Source organism: Streptomyces sp. NPDC002513, from assembly GCF_053595355.1.
In genome coordinates, this window is sequence record NZ_JBSFXK010000026.1 from 48,975 (window position 1) to 65,537 (window position 16,563).

Consider the following 16,563-nt stretch of genomic DNA (forward strand, 5'->3'; position numbering starts at 1 on the left):
GCCCGGCGGGCTTCCTTGCTCCGCCGGGCGCACGCCTGTTTGACTCGGCACATCTTCGCCGCCCGGCTTGTGAGCGTGCTGGTGCGCTTCGGGCGCGGCGCCGGGGGTCAGCCCAGCCAACCAGGCCGGACCAGCCCCGACTCGTAGGCCAGGACCACCAGTTGAGCCCGGTCACGGGCGCCCAGCTTCACCATGGTGCGGCTGACGTGGGTCTTCGCCGTGAGCGGGCTGACGACCAGTCGGCGGGCGATCTCGTCGTTGGACAGGCCGATCCCGACCAACGCCATCACCTCCCGCTCCCGCTCGGTGAGCGCGGCGAGCGAGGCGACGGCCGCGGGCTGTTTGGAACGGGCGGCGAACTCGGAGATCAGCCGCCGTGTCACACCCGGTGAGAGCAGAGCGTTGCCCTCGACCACCGCCCGTACGGCGCGGAGCAGTTCCGCGGGCTCGGTGTCCTTGACCAGGAAGCCGGAGGCTCCGGAGCGGATCGCCTCGAAGACGTACTCGTCGAGTTCGAAGGTGGTGAGCATGACCACCTTCACCGCCCGCAGCTCCGGGTCCCCGGTGATCCCGCGGGTCGCCGCGAGCCCGTCGACCCGCGGCATACGGATGTCCATCAGCACGACGTCGGGCCGCAGTTCGCGCACCCCGCGCAGCGCCTCCTCGCCGTCGGCCGCCTCCCCCGCCACCTCGATGTCCGGCTGGGCGTCCAGCAGCGCCTTGAACCCGGCCCTGACCAACGACTGGTCGTCGGCGAGCAGTACCCGGATCATCGGTCCTCCCGGCGCTCGACGGACTCCTCGGACGACGCCCTCAGCGGCAGCACGGCGCGCACCCGGAAGCCACCGTCGGCCCGCGCGCCCGCCTCGACCGTGCCGCCGAGCGCGGCGGCCCGCTCCCGCATCCCGGCGAGCCCGTTGCCGCTACCGCCCGCGTCGGTGCCGGTCGCGGGCCCGTCGTCGTCGATACGGAGGCGGAGCGCCCCCGCCCCGGTGTCGACACGCACCCGCGCGCGGCGCGATCCCGAGTGCCGTACGACATTGGTGAGCGCCTCCTGGACGATGCGGAAGGCGGCGAGATCGGTGCCGGGGGCGAGCCCGGGCACCGTGCCCTCGACGGTGACCGCCAGACCGGCGCTCGCGGCCTGCTCGACCAGCTCCGGCAGCCGGCCGAGCCCGGGCGCGGGCGCGCGGGGCGCGTCACCGGGCGCCCGCAGGGTGTCGAGCACCTGGCGCACCTCTCCGAGCGCCTCCTTGCTGGCGGCCTTGATCGTGGTGAGTGCCGTACGCGCCTGCTCCGGGTCAAAGTCCAGCAGCGCGAGGCCGACGCCTGCCTGGACGTTGATCACGGAGATGCTGTGGGCGAGGACGTCGTGGAGTTCCCGGGCGATACGCAGCCGCTCCTCGTCGGCGCGGCGCCGCGCGGCCTGTGCCCGTTCGGCCCGCTCGCGCGCCCACTGCTCGCGCCGGACGCGCACCAGCTCCGCGACCGCCACCAACGCGACCACCCAGGTGGCGATGATCAGTTCCTGTCCCCAGGAGGCGGCCGAGTCCCCGGGCGGCGGCAGCCACCGGTACAGCCAGTGCGCCACGAGGACATGCCCGGCCCAGAACACCCCGACGGCCGTCCACGCCGCCTTGCGATGCCCGGCGACGAGCGCGCCGAAACAGCCGACGGCGACGGTGAGGAACACCGGGCCGTACGGGTACCCGGCGCCCAGATACACGGTCGCGGCCGCGGACGTCACGAACACGACGGGCACGGGATGCCGCCGGCGCCACAGCAGTGCGCCCGCGGCCACCAGCAGCAGCACCAAGGCGAAGACGTCCAGGTGCGCGCGGCTGTCCTGCTGGCCGCGGGCCGCGAACTGCGTGCCGACGACCACCAGAGCGGTGAGCAGGAGCGTGGAGCGCCAGGGCAGGCGAGAGCCGCGAGGCTCCTCGTCCCATCGGCTCCACCACGGCGGTCCCGGCCGCCACCGCCGTCCCTGCGGCATCGGCGGTGCGGACCACCGCCGATGCCCCGCCGCGCTCTGCTCCTCCATGACGTTCACGCTAGACGCAGCCAGCGGGGGCGGCGTCAACCGGGCGAGGTGATCGCGGGTACTCCCCGGGGAGTACGTCAGAGTAGGCCCTGTACTGGAAAGCCGCCGCGAAGTGACATGAACTCCCACCGGCCGTGCCGTCCGCCGCGCGTACCGGGACGGGATGGAGAACCTGAGCCGACAAGGGCGGCGAGGTACTCCAGTCGGCTGTGTGCAGGCCCGCTTCAGTCAGCAGCCTTGATCGATGACGTCGTGGAGGTACTGCACGGCGAGCTTCTCGGCGTTGTGGCGCCGTTCAACGGTCGCTCCACCGGCATCGGACCATCGGCGGTAGAGATCGACAGTGGCGAGGAGCGCCCGCCCGGCTTCGTGGCGGTCGTAGCCGCACAGCGTTGCCTGAAGGGCGCGCGCCTCGTCGGGCGCGATGGTCTCCAGGTGGCGTACACCGCGGGGGATCGCGCCCGCCCGGCGGGCGGCCAGGGGCCCGAGCACGGTCTCGCGCAGGTAGGTGAGGAAGCCGATGGTCTCGAACAGTTCCCCGCGGCCGAGCTTCGCCGCGCCGTAGTGCACCCAGATCCAGAACCGGTCCTCGATCCACTGGAGGTCGAACGCCGGAGTGACCGGCGGCCGCTGGGCGAGGGCGCCGGCCAGGAGGCCGTCCCGGTCCCACAGGATCTCCGGGTCCTCGCCCCGCTCGGCGAAGTCGGAGGCCCGGACGAACTTGAAGTCGACGTGCAGGAGGGGCGGCCCGACGAGCGTGATGATCACGCGCGGCTCGCCGACATGCTCCCCGGTGAATCCGGCCACCAGGGAGGCCCAGGAGCCGATCAGCACGAGCCGCTCCCGCATGACCGCGTCGTAGGCCCCGTCATCGATGACCAGGATCAGGTCCACGTCCGAGTAGACATCGGGGCGGCCTCCCACGAACGACCCCGTGATCGCCACGCCGACCACGCGCGCATCCTGCCGGATCCGGGGTAGCACGTCGCTGAGGAACCGGCTGTGCAAGGAGGGGATGTCCATCTGCTTTCCTTCCGATCGGAGCAAAGCAGATCAACGTAACACTCAGCCGGGCGGGAATCGCAACCCGAATTTCTCACCAACGGTCCTTTGCCCGAGCAAGATCACTCGACAGTTGTGGATGTCCGTACTCGCGTGCACGGACGAGCTGGGCGCTCATCGCCGAGTGCAGGGAAGTCCGGACTCTTCGGACACCCCGAAGTCGCCTGCACTACGGTCGATTTGGCCATGGTCGTGTGCGCGACGGAGGGCTACCGGATGGGCGATGCAGCGGTGGTCGAGCGTGGGGTGCTGACCACGCAGGACGAGGTGTGGGATGCCGCGGTGCGGCAGGCCGAGGTGATCGGGCCACTTGCTGAGAAGGGCACGGTGGGTCGCTCAGCCCGTGGGCCAGGGTGGCGCCGTCGAGCATGTGCACGGCGAGGTGGGACGCCGAGCGGTGGTCCAGCTCGATGATGCGGGCGCGGACGTCGGCGGTCTGGAGGCGCCGTCGGCGACCTCGGTCGGGCTCTGCCTGGCGCATGCGGCCAGTGACAAGCGGCCCTGGCTGGAGCGGCTGGGGGTGGAGGCGGCCTGGCCGATGAGCGGCAAGCCGGGCGAGCCGTATGTGGACAACGGTGCGGAGTCCAAGAGCGAGGCCCTACGCCGAGGCTGTTGCCGGCACGGCATCCGTCTGCGCTACCGGCCGTCGGGCCTACCGTACTTCGGCGGGATCGTCGAGCGGCTGATCAGCACGATGATGCAGATGGTGCACGGGCTGCCGGGCACCACGTTCTCCAGCACCGCCGAGCGCGGTACCTACGACAGCGACAACAAGGCTGTACTGACTCCGCGGGAGCTTGAGCGCTGGCTGACGCTGGCGGTGGCCTGCTACCACGGTCGGTCAGGTGCACGAGGCGCTGGGCCGCACCCCGGCGTCTCACCGCCGCCGACGTCGGCCCGGTGATGCGCGCCATCCGCGGCGATGTCGAGCAGAAGCAGTAGCCAGGCGGGCCCGCGCCCCAGCTCCTTGTGCATCACCGGGGTGGACCGCCCCTTGGCGACATCCGGGCGCTCTGCCAAGACGGCACCCCACCCGGTCGCGAAGACGGCATGAGCGACAGGAGTACTTGCTCATCTCTGGCAACGCGGTGCGGAGATCGGGCGGCAGGCGTCGGGTGTGCAGCGAGATCACCGTCGCCCCCGCCGCGCCACGCTCTTCTTGGATGGTGGTGTCGTCGTCCTCGTCGCCCGGGGCGGCGGCATCGCCGTGGGCGACGGTGGGTCCGGTGTCTTCCATGCCGCTGTTCTCGATGGCCTTGCCGGGGGGCAGCGGATGTTCCGGGCTACGGGAAGACCAGACCCACGCCGTGCGCCAGTTGGGCCGCCGCGTGCCGGAAGAACGCCTCGCGGTCCTCCACGACCTTGTTGAACTGCCCGAACAGCTCGAATCCGACCAGCCCGTACAGTTGCGCCCAGGAGGCGACCAGGGCCGTGACCACTTCGGGCGGCAGATCGGGCGCCAGGTCGGCGGCCATACGGCGGGCCTCCGGCTCGAGTTCGGCGGGCACCGGAGTACGGGCCACGCCGCGCTCCCGGTAGGCGTCGCGCACGATGCCGATCAGCAGGAGTCCCACACGGGCGGCGGCCGGGATGGTCGTCTCGGGCGCGGTGTAACCGGGCACCGGTGTGCCGTAGATCAGTGCGTACTCGTGCGGGTGCGCGAGCGCCCATCCGCGCACGGCCTCGCACACGGCGACCCAACGCCGCGCGGGGGCGACGTCGCCGGCCCGCGCGGCCGCGGCCTCGGCCGACTCCCCCAGGGCGTCGTAGGCGTCGATGATGAGCGCGGTGAGCAGATCGTCCCGGCTGGGGAAGTAGCGGTAGAGCGCGGAGGAGACCATGCCCAGCTCCCGGGCGACGGCGCGCAGGGAGAGCCTGGCCGCACCTTCCGCGGCGAGCTGCCTGCGGGCCTCGTCCTTGATGGCTGCGGTGACCTCGATCCGGGCGCGGGCGCGGGCTCCTTGAGGGGTGCTCATGTGCGCAGTCTGTCACGTTTCCGGAGCACTGCACACAACCGAGAGCGGCGCACCCAATCAAGAGCACCGCACTGGAGCGAGAGCGGCGCACCTAAACCGGAAGGGCGGGCCCGGCAGCACGGAGTGCTGCCGGGCCCGCCCGACGCGCTGGGCTGGGAACCCGATCAGCCGACCGAGTTGGCAGCAGAGGTGATCACGCGGGTGACGACCTCAGGGTGCGTGACCAGCGACAGGTGGCCGGCGTTCACCTCGGTGACGTGGGCGTTCGCCCGCTCGGCCATGGACAGCTGCTCGGCCGGGGGGATGACGTGGTCGGCCGTGCCGACGACGGCCCACGACGGGAGGGACTTCCACGCGGGAGCGCCGGAGGGCTCCGAGCCCGCGCTCACTGCGAAGGGCCGCTGACCCGCAGCGATGAGCCGCGCCTGGGCAGCGGGCACACCGTTGGCGAAGCAGTCGCGGAAGCCCTTGTAGGTGCCGTTGGGAGCCCACTTGAGGTACGCGTCGACATCGCCGGAGGGCGCTCCCGGGTACGGAACCAGGTTCAGGAACGACGTCGGTTCCGCCGTGACGCAGGAGCCCGGCTTCGCCCCGTTGATCTGGAAGACCGTCTCGCCCTCATCGGGGATGTAGGCGTCGTCGTACACGAGAGCCTTCACGTTGGGGCTCTTCGCCGCCGCGTTGGTGATGACCATGCCGCCGTAGGAGTGGCCCACCAGGACCACCGGGCCGGGGATGGTCGACACGAACGAGGCCAGGGTCTGGGCGTCGTAGGAGACACCGCGCAGCGGGTTCGGCGGAGCGTAGACGGTGTAGCCGGCGCGCTGGAGGCGGCCCATGACCGCGTTCCAGCTCGACGCGTCGGCCCACGCCCCGTGGACCAGCACGATCGTCGGCTTCTCGGCGCTGCTCGTCTCGGCGGCCGCAGCCGACGGCGCTGCGGTCACCTGCGTGGTCGAGGCGAACACGGTGGCGGCAGCGGCCAGGACACAGGACGCGGCAAGCACGCGCGTCCTTTTCGTTCTCGGAAGAGGGATTCTCTTCATGGTGCATCTCCTTATGACAATGAGGGTTCTGCACAGTGCGCGGGAATGCGCGCGCATCTGCTGCGAGTCCGTCCGGTACCGCGCACTTCACGGTCCGGCGTGCGGAGTGACAGCAGAGAAAGGGGGTGAGTGAGGCATGCGCGAGTGCCGCGGTGCCTTCACGGACGAGCGGGCACCGACCGGGTTCTCGGCTGAGTGCACATGGAGGCGGATCCGGGCGCTCATCTCCGGCGCCTGGCCCCGGCGAGGTCTGAGGTGACGTACGACTGCGGCAGGCGGCACACGAGTCGACCGCGGAGCGGCTTGTGTGCGGGTGCCGCGCCGTTGAGCTGCCAGGGCGCTGCGGTCCCCCGTGCCTCCCGGCCGCCGACGGCTCACGCCGACAGCCGGGGCTCTGGGGAACGGCCGATCAGTTGGTGGTGTTGCGGACGGCCTCGCGGATCAGGTCCGCGGCCTTCTTCGGGTGCGCGAGCATGACCAGGTGGGACGAGTCCACCTCGATGGTGGTCATGCCGGCACGCTCGTAGCCGAAGCGCTCCACGTCGGGGTTGATGGTGTGGTCCGAGGACGACACCAGACCCCAGGAGGGCTTGTTCTTCCATGCCGCGACCGGGGCCGCCTCGGCGAAGGCGGCGCCGGCCAGAGGCCGCTGGGAGACGGCCAGCACCTTGGCGAGATCCGGGTCCACATCGTGGGCGAAGATGGCCGGGAACTTGTCGATCTCGACGGTCACGTCGGTGCCGGGCTCGGCCGAACCCTCGATCGGGAACGGCGTGTACACCAGGGCGGAAGCCAGGTCGGAGTCGGGGAACCGGCCCTGCAGTTCACCCAGGCTCTCGCCTTCCTCCAGGGCGTAGCCGGCCAGGTACACGAGGGCCTGCACGTTCTCCTCGGCGCCCGCGACCGTGATGACGGCACCACCGTAGGAGTGGCCCACCAGGATGACCGGACCCGGGATCTGCCGGACGACCGAGGCGATGTAGGCGGCGTCGCCGGTCAGACTGCGATTGGGTACGGCCGGAGCGAGCACCTTCAGTCCGTCGGCGAGCAGTTCGGGGATGACCCGCGCGAAGCTGGACGCGTCGGCGAAGGCGCCGTGCACCAGGACGACGGTGGGTGTGGACTGAGTCATGGATGTTCCTTCAGTGAGGCACGCGGTACCGGACAGGCCGGTCCAGCCAGGGGTGAGAGGAGGGCGCGCACGGAGTGGGTCAATGCCCTCCACGGCTCACGCTATGCAGGACCGTCGTCCGGGATAGGCCGCACGATGCACGCCTTCTCGACTCGCAGTGCACAGTGCGCACATAGAGACGAGTGAGCCCGCCGTCGCGCCCGCGGGCATGAACGGCCCGTCCAGTGCTCGGAGACTCTGTCGACCTGAGCCGTCGGCCGTGTGATCGGCCCCTTCACCCGAGGCCGGCACCGGTAACGCGCCCGTCGTCCAGCCGGGTCGGCCACAGCCTTGTCATCCTGGGATCAGGCTTTCCTTGCGGGCACGCTGTCATGCGACCTACCGCCGCGCCAGCACATTCCTCGCCAATCTGACAGACCGTGAGCCGCGACCCGTCCGGCGAGCCCGGCACGCAGGACCTTCGCCGGCCCCTTCCGTTTCGCCGCACATTCCGGGCCGCCCACGGGATGCCCCCAGCGAGTGGCGTGACAGCCACGCGCAGTCATTCCGCCAGATCCGCGCGAGAAGTGCCGGGTTCCGGTCGTGGAGAGGACTCGCTGGTGCCGCAGTCACCCTTGGGCGCCCGTCGACGCCGGAACGAACCGAGAGCGGTGCACCGGAGAAGCGGGAAGCCGAGACCAGAGCGCCAGGCCGGATCCAGCCCCCATCGGACGAGAGCGCCGCACCGAATATGGAGCGCCGCACCAAAGAGTGAGCAGTGCTCTTGCGGTGGAGCACCGATCTCCCCCACACTGTTTCCCATACAGCGAGAGCACTGCTCACGATTTCCGCCCCCTGGAGGACGACCATGTCCACGCACGTCCGGAAGCCCGGCTGGTTCACCGTCAACGTCTTCAACCGCGCCGTGGCCTGGGTGACCCGCCGCGGCATCAGCGTCTGGGGCTCCCGGGTGCTCGCGGTCCGCGGCCGCAAGAGCGGCGAGTGGCGCACCACCCCCGTGAACCTGCTGACCGTGGAGGGACAGCAGTACCTCCTCGCCCCCCGCGGCCATGTGCAGTGGACCCACAACATGCGCGCGGCGGGCGGGGGCGAACTGCGTCTCGGGAAGAACGTGGACGTGTTCACGGCCACCGAGGTCGCCGACGACGAGAAGGTTCCGCTGCTGCGCGCCTACCTCAAGCGCTGGAAGGCGGAGGTCGGGGTCTTCTTCGACGGTGTCGGCCCCGACTCCCCGGACCGGGAGCTGCGCCGGATCGCCCCCGACCACCCGGTCTTCCGCATCACGGTCAGGAACTGACCTCGTCCCCCACGGGCCCCCGGTCCAGCACGGTCAGGACGCGCTGGGCGATCGGGCGGGTGCGGACCATCTCCGCCAGGGAGGAGGATCCCTGCGTGATGTCCTTGAACGCCTTCCACGCGGGGCGGAAGCCGGTCAGCGCCGCGTGGAAGAGCCCCGGGCGCCGCTCGAACACCGCCAGCAGCCGCTTACCGAGGCTCATCTCGACACCCAGACCGGCCTTGATCGCGAACGCGTAGTTCAGGGCCTGGCGCCGCGTGTCCACCGCGTCGTGCGCCTCGGCGATCCGGACCGCCCACTCCCCGGCGAGCCGCCCCGACCGCAACGCGAAGGAGATGCCCTCACGCGTCCACGGCTCCAGCAGCCCCGCCGCGTCCCCGCACACCAGCACCCGCCCGCGCGACAGCGGCGAGTCGTCGGCACGGCAGCGGGTCAAGTGACCGGAGGAGATGCTCGGTTCGAAGCCGGCGAGCCCGAGCCGGGCGATGAGGTCCTCCAAGTACCGCTTCGTCGCGGCGCCTTCACCGCGCCGGGAGATCACGCCGACCGTCAGCGTGTCGCCCTTCGGGAACACCCAGCCGTAGCTTCCGGACATCGGCCCCCAGTCGAGGAGCACCCGCCCCTTCCAGTCCTCGGCCACGGTCTCCGGAACCGGGATCTCCGCCTCCAGGCCCAGATCCACCTGGTCGAGCTTCACCCCGACATGGGCCCCTATCCGGCTGGCGCTGCCGTCCGCACCCACCACGGCCCGCGCGAGCAGCGTCTCGCCACCCTGCAGGACGACGGCGACCGTGCGCCGGTCGGGCACCGCCGAGCCGTGCTGCTCGACCCGCGAGACCGTCACACCCGTCCGCAGTTCCGCGCCCGCCTTCTGTGCGTGCTCGACAAGTTGCTGGTCGAACTCGGAACGGTTGATCAGCCCGAACAGCATCTGCTTGGAGCGGCGGGTGCGGGTGAAGCGGCCGTTGTTGGAGAAGGTGACCGCGTGCACGCGGTCACGCAGCGGCAGTTCGAAGCCGGGCGGCAGGGCGTCGCGCGACGGGCCGATGATGCCGCCGCCGCAGGTCTTGTAGCGGGGCAGCTCCGCCTTCTCCAGCAACAGCACGCTGCGTCCCGCGACGGCCGCCGCGTAGGCGGCCGAGGCCCCCGCGGGTCCCGCACCCACCACAACGACGTCCCACACCCGCTGCACGCCGTCCGCCGAAGAGTTCTCGCTGCTCACGTTGGTCTACTGCTCCCGATCAAGCCGCCTGCCGCACCTGTCCCCCGCATCCTACGGCGGCGTCGTCTCAGGCCGCTGTGGGAGGATCTGCGGCGTACGCGCACCACACACTCGTACGCGCGTACCCCCGCGTGATCACCCGCACACAGAAGTACACACCTACACAGAGGTACCCATCGGTGCCACGTAGCACCTCAAGGAGCGTTCCCATGTCGTCGAATCCGGTCGGCGAGACCATCGCCTCGCTGATGCCCAGGGCGAAGGAGGAGCTCACCGAACTGGTGGCCTTCAGATCGGTGGCGGACTTCGGGCAGTTCCCGAAGAGCGAGAGCGAGGGCGCCGCGAACTGGATCGCCGACGCGCTGCTCGCCGAGGGCTTCCAGGACGTGGCACTGCTGGACACCCCGGACGGCACGCAGTCGGTGTACGGGTACCTGCCCGGCCCCGAGGGCGCGAAGACCGTTCTCCTCTACGCCCACTACGACGTGCAGCCGCCGCTCGACGAGGCCGGCTGGACCACGCCGCCCTTCGAGCTGACCGAGCGCGACGGCCGCTGGTACGGGCGCGGCGCCGCCGACTGCAAGGGCGGTGTCATCATGCACCTGCTGGCGCTGCGGGCGCTGCGCGCGAACGGCGGGGTGCCCGTGCATGTGAAGGTGATCGCCGAGGGCTCGGAGGAACAGGGCACCGGCGGCCTGGAGCAGTACGCCGAACAGCACCCCGACCTGCTGGCGGCCGACGCCATAATCATCGGTGACGCGGGCAACTTCCGGGCCGGTCTGCCGACCGTCACCACCACACTGCGCGGGATGACCTTGGTGCGCGTCCGGATCGACACACTGGAGGGCAATCTGCACTCCGGCCAGTTCGGCGGCGCGGCCCCGGACGCGCTCGCCGCGATGATCCGCGTCCTGGACTCAACTCGCTCCGAGGACGGCTCGACGACGGTCGACGGGCTCACGGGCGGGTCCGACTGGGACGGCCTGCACTACGACGAGGAGCGGTTCCGCAAGGACGCCAAGGTGATCGACGGTGTGGAGCTGATCGGCTCCGGTTCGGTCGCCGACCGTCTGTGGAGCCGCCCCGCCGTGACCGTCCTCGGCATCGACTGCCCGCCGGTCGTGGGCGCGACCCCGTCGGTGCAGGCGAGCGCCCGCGCGCTGATCAGCCTGCGGGTGCCGCCGGGGGTGGAGGCCGCCGAGGCGACGAAGCTGCTCCAGGCCCACCTGGTGGCCCACACGCCGTGGGGCGCCCGGGTGCGGACGGAGCAGGTCGGACAGGGGCAGGCGTTCCGGGCGGACCCCTCCGGCCCGGCGTACACCGCGATGGCCGAGGCGATGGCGGTCGCGTACCCGGGCAAGGAGATGCAGTACGCGGGCCAGGGCGGCTCCATCCCGCTCTGCAACACCCTCGCGTCGCTCTATCCGCAGGCCGAGATCCTCCTCATCGGCCTGAGCGAGCCGGAGGCGCAGATCCACGCGCTGAACGAGAGCGTGTCCCCGCAGGAACTGGAGCGCCTGTCGGTCGCCGAGGCCCTGTTCCTGCGCAACTACGCGGCGGGCTGAGCGGCTCTGCCCACGGCAGAGGGCCCTCGCCCAAGGACAGGGCCCTCTCTACGGTCGTCCTCATGGACGTCATCGAGCTCCTGCCGCGTCTGCACCTGCTGCGCTTCGCGGTCGGTCAGGCCTATCTCTGGTGCGACGACGACGCGTTGACGCTCGTCGACGCCGGTCCGAAGGGATCGGGTGCGGCGATCGCCGAGGCGATCACGGGCCTGGGGCAGGACCCTTCGCAGGTGCGGCGGATCGTGCTGACCCATTTCCACGAGGACCACGCGGGCGGGGCGGGCGAGTTCGCCGCACGCGCCGGCGCGGATGTGTTCGCTCACCACGGGGACGCGCCGGTCGTCCGGGGCCGGGTTCCCGGCCCGCCGCCGGTCCTCGAGGACTGGGAGCGTCCGCTCCACACGGCAACTGCCGCGCTCCTGCCCCCGGGCGACCCCCTGCGCCCGGGCCGCGTCCGCGGCCTGTCGGACGGCGACGTCCTCGGATTCGGCGGTGGCGCCCGGGTCGTCCACGTCCCCGGTCACACGCACGGCAGCATCGCGCTCCATCTCCCGGAGCAGGGAGTGCTGTTCACGGGCGACGCGGTCGCAGCGTCCCCGGTCGACGGCGGCGTACTGCTCGGTGTGTTCAACCTCGACCGGGACCGGGCCGTGCACTCGTTCCACCGTCTCGCGGCGCTCGATGGGGAGGTGGCCTGCTTCGGGCACGGTGACCCGGTCCTCGGGCGGGCCGGGGACACGCTGCGCAAGGCGGCGGAGAGGTACGACGTCACGCGCTGAGGACAGAGGACGGCTCGTCAGCCGAGCGGGACGCCGGCCTCCAGATAGAGGGCCGCGCCGCGTTCGCGGGCCCGCAGTGCCCAGCGCAGGCGTTCGTAGCGCACGGGCGGAAGAAGGTCGGCTGCTTCCGCTTCCGTGACGAACCGCCAGGCGCGCAGTTCGGGCCCGGGCAGCAGGACGCGTTCGGCTTCGGCGCTGTCGAGGCGGCCGCCGTCGAAGAGGAGGCGCAGTCCGCCGTAACCGGGGGGCGCGGGGGACTCCCAGTCGACGACGAGGAGCCGGGGAACCTCCTCGAGCGTGATCCCGGTCTCCTCGGCGACCTCGCGCATACCGGCGCGGGCGGGGGCCTCGCCCGGCTCGACGACACCTCCGGGGAACTCCCAGCCGGCCTTGTAGGTGGGGTCGACGAGCAGCACGCGGTCCTGCTCGTCGAAGAGGAGCACACCGGCGGCGAGGGTCTCGGAGGTCGGCTCCGGGGTCTGCACGATGTCGCTTATGGGCGCGTCTCCGGTGCGTACGGCCTCGGCGATCCGCACGGCGGTCTCGTACGGGGTGAGCGCGCTGCTGTCGACGGGGTGGGCGTCGGCGGCGAGCCAGGCGGCCAGGGCGGCGCGGTAGGGCTCGATGTGGTCGTAGGACCACTGGCGGATCCGCATCTCGCCGTCGGGGAGGTCGGGTGGCACCTCCCGGCCGGCTATTCGCTCGCGCAGGATCGTTTCGGCCGGGGCGAGCAGCACATGGCACACGGAAATGCGCCGGGCGGCGAGGCCGCCGAAGATCTCGTCGCGGTACTCCTGGCGCAGCAGGGTCATCGGAACCACGAGGACACCCCCGAGTTCGGCGAGCATGGCTGCCGCGGTGTCGATCACGAGCCGTCGCCAGATCGGAAGGTCCTGGAAGTCGCCGACCTCGGCGAGGCGTTTGGGCGGCAGCAGGTGCGTGAGCGCTCCGCCGATGACCTCGGGGTCGAAGAGCGTGCTGTTCGGGATCAGCTCGATCACTTCCCGTGCGGCAGTGGTCTTTCCCGCACCGAACGCGCCGTTGATCCAGACGATCACGGTTCCCCCTCTTCTGTTGGCCCCCTGAGGCTTGCCCGTTCCACCCTGCCATGGAAACCCGGCGCTGATGAGGGTGCGTCCGACGCCGATCACGGTGACGCCGGTGCGCCTCAGGGGGCGCATGCCGCGGCGCCGGTGTCCCTGCCGTCCAGGGGCACCGGCGCCGCGTCTTCGGCTCCCCCTCAGCCGTTCTGCCCCAGGGCTCCGTCCTCGGTGGCGAGGCCGTCCTGGTCGATGGTGTGGTCGACCGCGCTCAGGGTGTCCTTGACGTTCAGGTCACCGAGCGTGTCGCGGTCGGCGGCGTGGGAGGGGGTGACGGCCGCCACGACGAAACCGGTGGCGAGGGAGGCGAGGGCGAGCATGCTGCGCTTCTTCATGACCGGTTCAACTGCCGTCACCGGCCTCGGGTCACGCCCTCTCAGGGGTATCGCCGAGGCAAGCCAAAAGCGGCTGATCACCGCACACGGGCTGCGTCTGTTCTTCTCGCCGGCCCGGGAGAAGGCAGTGTGCTGGACCACTGCGAGCGGAGGGCCCGACGTGCATCGGGCCCTCCACCGTGTCGCGCGTACGAGGTCAACCGAGGCGGGAAGACGCGCTCTCAGCGCTTGGTGGTGCTGTTGAACAGTGAGCGCGACCAGACGTAGCCGACCAGGGCGATGCCGGCGCACCAGGCGAGCGAGATCCAGCCGTTGTTGCCGATCTCCGAGCCGGAGAGCAGGCCGCGCAACGTCTCGGTCATCGGCGTGAACGGCTGGTACTCGGCGAACCAGCGCAGGCCCGGCGACATCGAGTCGGCCGGCACGAACGCCGAGCCGAGGAACGGCAGGAACTGGATCAGCAGCGGCTTGTTGCTCGCCGACTCGACGGTCTTGGAGATCAGACCGAGCGCCACCGACAGCCAGGTCACCGCGAAGGCGACGGCCGCGAGGAGGCCGGCCGCGGCCAGCCACTCCAACGGGGTCGCCCCGGACCGGAAGCCGACGGCGAGCGCGACCCCCGCGACCGGGACCATGCACACCATCGTCTGGATGACACTGCCGATGACATGCCCCGTCATGAACGATGAGCGCGTGATGTTCATGGTGCGGAAGCGGTTGATGATGCCCTCGGTCATGTCGGAACAGACCGCGATCGAGGTCGACATCGAGCCGGCGGCCACTCCCATGATGATGATGCCGGGGGTGAGGTAGTTCACGTACGTACCCCGGCCGCCGCCCATTCCGGCGCCGATCGAGTCACCGAAGGCGTACACGAACAGCAGCAGCATCAGGATCGGCATCATGGCGCTGCCGAGCCCCACGGACGGATAGCGGATCGCGTGCTTCAGGTTGCGCCGCAGCATCGTCGTCGAGTCGTGCACGGCGTAGGTGAGGGTGCTCATCGCAGGGTCTCCTTGACGTGAAGCGGGGTGCTGGTGCCGGTTTTGGTGCTGCCCTGGCCGGTCAGGGCGAGGAACACGTCGTCGAGGTCGGGGGTGTGCACGGAGAAGTCGGCGGCCCGGATGCCGGCGGCGTCGAGCCGGTCGATCAGGGCGCGCAGCGCGTCGAGGCCGCCGTCGCTCGCCACGCGCAGGGCGAGGTTCTCGTCGTCGCGGGCCGCGCCGGGGAAGGCGGCGGCCGCACGCTCGTACTCGGCGGGCCCGGTGAACCGCAGCCGTACGTGGCTGCCGGGGATCCGCGCCTTGAGCTCGTCGGCGGTGCCCTCGGCGACGATCCGGCCGCCGTCGAGCACGGCGATCCGGTCGGCCAACTGGTCGGCCTCTTCCAGGTACTGGGTGGTGAGGAAGACGGTGGTACCGCCCGCGACCAGCGAGCGCACCATGTCCCACATGGTGCGGCGGCTGCGTGGATCGAGCCCCGTCGTCGGCTCGTCCAGGAAGATCACCTGAGGGTCGCCGACCAGCGTCATGGCGAGGTCGAGCCGGCGCCGCATGCCGCCGGAGAAGGTCGCGGCCCGCTTGTGCGCGACGTCCGCGATGTCGAACCGCTCCAGCAGCCCCTTTGCGCGGGAGCGCCCTTCGCGCTTGCCGAGGCGCAGCAGGTCGGCCATGAGAAGCAGGTTCTCCTCGGCGGTGAGCAGATCGTCGAGCGCGGCGAACTGTCCGGTGACGCCGATCGCGGCGCGCACCCCGTCCGGTGACGTGGCGACGTCGTGGCCCGCGACCTGGGCCTGTCCGCCGTCGGCGGCGATGAGCGTGGACAGGATCTGCACAGTGGTGGTCTTGCCGGCGCCGTTGGGCCCGAGCAGCGCGAACACGGAACCGGCCGGGATACGCAGATCGACGCCGTCGAGCACGGTCTTGTCGCCGTACGACTTGCGCAGACCGATGGTGGAGACTGCGGCGGGCATCTGCGGACCGCCGCCCCGCCTGGGCGTGGGCATGACAGAAGAGGGCATGGAGTCCTCCCGTTCGAAGGCTGAAGCGACTGAGGAGTGGACGATTTGGCGGGGTCGGTGCTCAGGGACGGGCGCGGCGCACGTCGATGTTTCCCCAGCGGGTCCGGGCGCGGACCTCGACGGTGTCCTCGGTCTCCGCCGGGGGTTCGGCGTCGGCGAGCGTGTTGCGCACCTGCCCGCGCTCGGAACTGACGTCGAGCCAGGCGGCGGTGCCCTCGCGGACGCCGACCTCGATGGCGCCGTAGGAGGTCTCCAACTGAACGGTTCCGCGAGCGACTTCGCCGACGCGCAGGGTGCCGTGGGCGGTGGTGGCGGTGACCGAGCCCTCGGCGCGCATGATGTCGATCTCGCCGTAGGCGCCGCTCACCCGCAGGTCGCCGAGGGCGGCCCCGACGGTCGTGGAGCCGTGCGAGTTCTTCAGGACGGCGGGACCGTCGATGGTGCCGACGCGCAGGCTGCCGGAGCTGGTGGTGATCTCGGCCGTGCCCTCGGCCCGGTCGACGGTGATCGAGCCGTGGGAGACGGTCAGCTGGAGCGGCCCGGTCGCGTCGAGGCGGACGTCACCGGACGAGGTCTTCATCCGGACCTCGCCGAGCCGGCCCTCGCCGAGCACCTGGGTCCAGGAGCCGGTCATGTCGACGCGCGAACCCGTGGGCAGGTCCACCGTCACATCGACGGCACCGCTGGGCCCGATGAGGCGGCGCTCCTTCGTCCTGACCGTCAGGACGCCGCTCGCGTACGTGACCTCGGTCTGCTCGGCGGCCCGCACGTCCTTGTCCCGCTTCGGCTGGAGAGGTCGAACCTCGACGGCCGTGTCGAGGCGGTCGCTCGCGGTGAACCGGAGGGAACCGGCGCCCACGTGGGCGGTAACCGAAATCGGTTCGGGAGTGTCGAAAGTAGGCATGGCTGTACCGTCCTCATGAGTCCTTGGGGCGTCCCCGCTGATGGGACGTGGTGTGGGTGAAGGAGGGCGAGCGCGGGCGCG

General features: G+C 71.1%; 17 protein-coding genes and 1 pseudogene. 5 read left to right on the top strand and 13 right to left on the bottom strand.

Annotated features, from left to right (window positions below):
• The first annotated feature begins 39 nt into the window (after window positions 1-39).
• Window positions 40-147: a DUF6332 family protein gene (locus ACWD5Q_RS18780; protein WP_451428120.1), complete on the top strand. Its 108-nt coding sequence runs from the start codon at window positions 40-42 to the stop codon at window positions 145-147.
• Here the strand turns inward: ACWD5Q_RS18780 and ACWD5Q_RS18785 are convergent.
• The 4 genes and pseudogenes from ACWD5Q_RS18785 to ACWD5Q_RS18800 all read right to left on the bottom strand — a co-directional run.
• On the bottom strand, window positions 108-773 hold the full coding sequence (locus ACWD5Q_RS18785) for a response regulator (RefSeq protein ID WP_451428121.1): 666 nt from the start codon (window positions 771-773) through the stop codon (window positions 108-110). The two genes, ACWD5Q_RS18780 and ACWD5Q_RS18785, sit on opposite strands and share 40 nt — an antisense overlap.
• Window positions 770-1,996, bottom strand: a complete 1,227-nt coding sequence (locus tag ACWD5Q_RS18790) for a sensor histidine kinase (protein WP_451428162.1) — start codon at window positions 1,994-1,996, stop codon at window positions 770-772. The genes ACWD5Q_RS18785 and ACWD5Q_RS18790 overlap by 4 nt, the downstream gene beginning before the upstream one ends.
• 276 nt (window positions 1,997-2,272) lie before the next feature.
• Window positions 2,273-3,067 (bottom strand): nucleotidyltransferase domain-containing protein, encoded by a 795-nt coding sequence (locus tag ACWD5Q_RS18795; protein WP_451428122.1) that lies wholly within the window; start codon window positions 3,065-3,067, stop codon window positions 2,273-2,275.
• A 364-nt stretch (window positions 3,068-3,431) separates the two neighbouring features.
• Window positions 3,432-3,569, bottom strand: a pseudogene (locus tag ACWD5Q_RS18800) (epoxide hydrolase); the annotation flags it as partial.
• Between the two features lie 75 nt (window positions 3,570-3,644).
• On the opposite strand from ACWD5Q_RS18800, the gene ACWD5Q_RS18805 reads away from it, so the two are divergent.
• On the top strand, window positions 3,645-4,010 hold the full coding sequence (locus tag ACWD5Q_RS18805) for a hypothetical protein (RefSeq protein WP_451428123.1): 366 nt from the start codon (window positions 3,645-3,647) through the stop codon (window positions 4,008-4,010).
• 379 nt (window positions 4,011-4,389) lie between these two features.
• On the opposite strand, the gene ACWD5Q_RS18810 is transcribed toward ACWD5Q_RS18805, so the two are convergent.
• The 3 genes from ACWD5Q_RS18810 to ACWD5Q_RS18820 form a co-directional block, all read right to left on the bottom strand.
• Window positions 4,390-5,082 carry a TetR/AcrR family transcriptional regulator gene (locus tag ACWD5Q_RS18810; protein ID WP_451428124.1) on the bottom strand — a complete coding sequence of 231 codons (693 nt, stop codon included), beginning with the start codon at window positions 5,080-5,082 and terminating at the stop codon, window positions 4,390-4,392.
• Between the two features lie 164 nt (window positions 5,083-5,246).
• Window positions 5,247-6,089 carry an alpha/beta fold hydrolase gene (locus tag ACWD5Q_RS18815; protein ID WP_451428125.1) on the bottom strand — a complete coding sequence of 281 codons (843 nt, stop codon included), beginning with the start codon at window positions 6,087-6,089 and terminating at the stop codon, window positions 5,247-5,249.
• A gap of 448 nt (window positions 6,090-6,537) precedes the next feature.
• Window positions 6,538-7,260, bottom strand: coding sequence for an alpha/beta fold hydrolase (locus tag ACWD5Q_RS18820; protein ID WP_451428126.1), 723 nt, complete (start codon window positions 7,258-7,260; stop codon window positions 6,538-6,540).
• 847 nt (window positions 7,261-8,107) lie between these two features.
• Here ACWD5Q_RS18820 and ACWD5Q_RS18825 point away from each other — a divergent pair.
• The gene (locus tag ACWD5Q_RS18825) at window positions 8,108-8,557 is read left to right on the top strand and encodes a nitroreductase family deazaflavin-dependent oxidoreductase (RefSeq protein ID WP_451428127.1); all 450 of its coding nucleotides are present in this window, start codon (window positions 8,108-8,110) and stop codon (window positions 8,555-8,557) included.
• On the opposite strand, the gene ACWD5Q_RS18830 is transcribed toward ACWD5Q_RS18825, so the two are convergent.
• Window positions 8,547-9,779 (bottom strand): geranylgeranyl reductase family protein, encoded by a 1,233-nt coding sequence (locus ACWD5Q_RS18830; RefSeq protein ID WP_451428128.1) that lies wholly within the window; start codon window positions 9,777-9,779, stop codon window positions 8,547-8,549. The genes ACWD5Q_RS18825 and ACWD5Q_RS18830 overlap by 11 nt on opposite strands.
• Before the next feature lie 209 nt (window positions 9,780-9,988).
• Here ACWD5Q_RS18830 and ACWD5Q_RS18835 point away from each other — a divergent pair, with 209 nt between their 5' ends.
• Together ACWD5Q_RS18835 and ACWD5Q_RS18840 are read left to right on the top strand one after the other, a co-directional pair.
• Window positions 9,989-11,344, top strand: coding sequence for a M20/M25/M40 family metallo-hydrolase (locus ACWD5Q_RS18835; RefSeq protein ID WP_451428129.1), 1,356 nt, complete (start codon window positions 9,989-9,991; stop codon window positions 11,342-11,344).
• A gap of 62 nt (window positions 11,345-11,406) precedes the next feature.
• Window positions 11,407-12,123 (top strand): MBL fold metallo-hydrolase, encoded by a 717-nt coding sequence (locus ACWD5Q_RS18840; RefSeq protein ID WP_451428130.1) that lies wholly within the window; start codon window positions 11,407-11,409, stop codon window positions 12,121-12,123.
• A 17-nt stretch (window positions 12,124-12,140) separates the two neighbouring features.
• Here ACWD5Q_RS18840 and ACWD5Q_RS18845 read toward each other — a convergent pair whose 3' ends face one another.
• The 5 genes from ACWD5Q_RS18845 to ACWD5Q_RS18865 all read right to left on the bottom strand — a co-directional run bounded on the left by ACWD5Q_RS18845 (window position 12,141) and on the right by ACWD5Q_RS18865 (window position 16,482).
• Complete coding sequence (locus tag ACWD5Q_RS18845) at window positions 12,141-13,181, bottom strand: NUDIX domain-containing protein (RefSeq protein WP_451428131.1); 1,041 nt, start codon at window positions 13,179-13,181, stop codon at window positions 12,141-12,143.
• 182 nt (window positions 13,182-13,363) lie between these two features.
• Window positions 13,364-13,558, bottom strand: a complete 195-nt coding sequence (locus tag ACWD5Q_RS18850; protein WP_451428132.1) for a hypothetical protein — start codon at window positions 13,556-13,558, stop codon at window positions 13,364-13,366.
• Between the two features lie 221 nt (window positions 13,559-13,779).
• A complete protein-coding gene (locus ACWD5Q_RS18855) occupies window positions 13,780-14,562 on the bottom strand; it encodes an ABC transporter permease (RefSeq protein ID WP_451428133.1) in 783 nt (260 codons plus the stop codon).
• A complete protein-coding gene (locus tag ACWD5Q_RS18860; RefSeq protein ID WP_451428163.1) occupies window positions 14,559-15,563 on the bottom strand; it encodes an ATP-binding cassette domain-containing protein in 1,005 nt (334 codons plus the stop codon). Before ACWD5Q_RS18860 ends, ACWD5Q_RS18855 begins: the two co-directional genes overlap by 4 nt.
• 76 nt (window positions 15,564-15,639) lie before the next feature.
• On the bottom strand, window positions 15,640-16,482 hold the full coding sequence (locus tag ACWD5Q_RS18865; RefSeq protein ID WP_451428134.1) for a DUF4097 family beta strand repeat-containing protein: 843 nt from the start codon (window positions 16,480-16,482) through the stop codon (window positions 15,640-15,642).
• Window positions 16,483-16,563 lie beyond the last annotated feature (81 nt).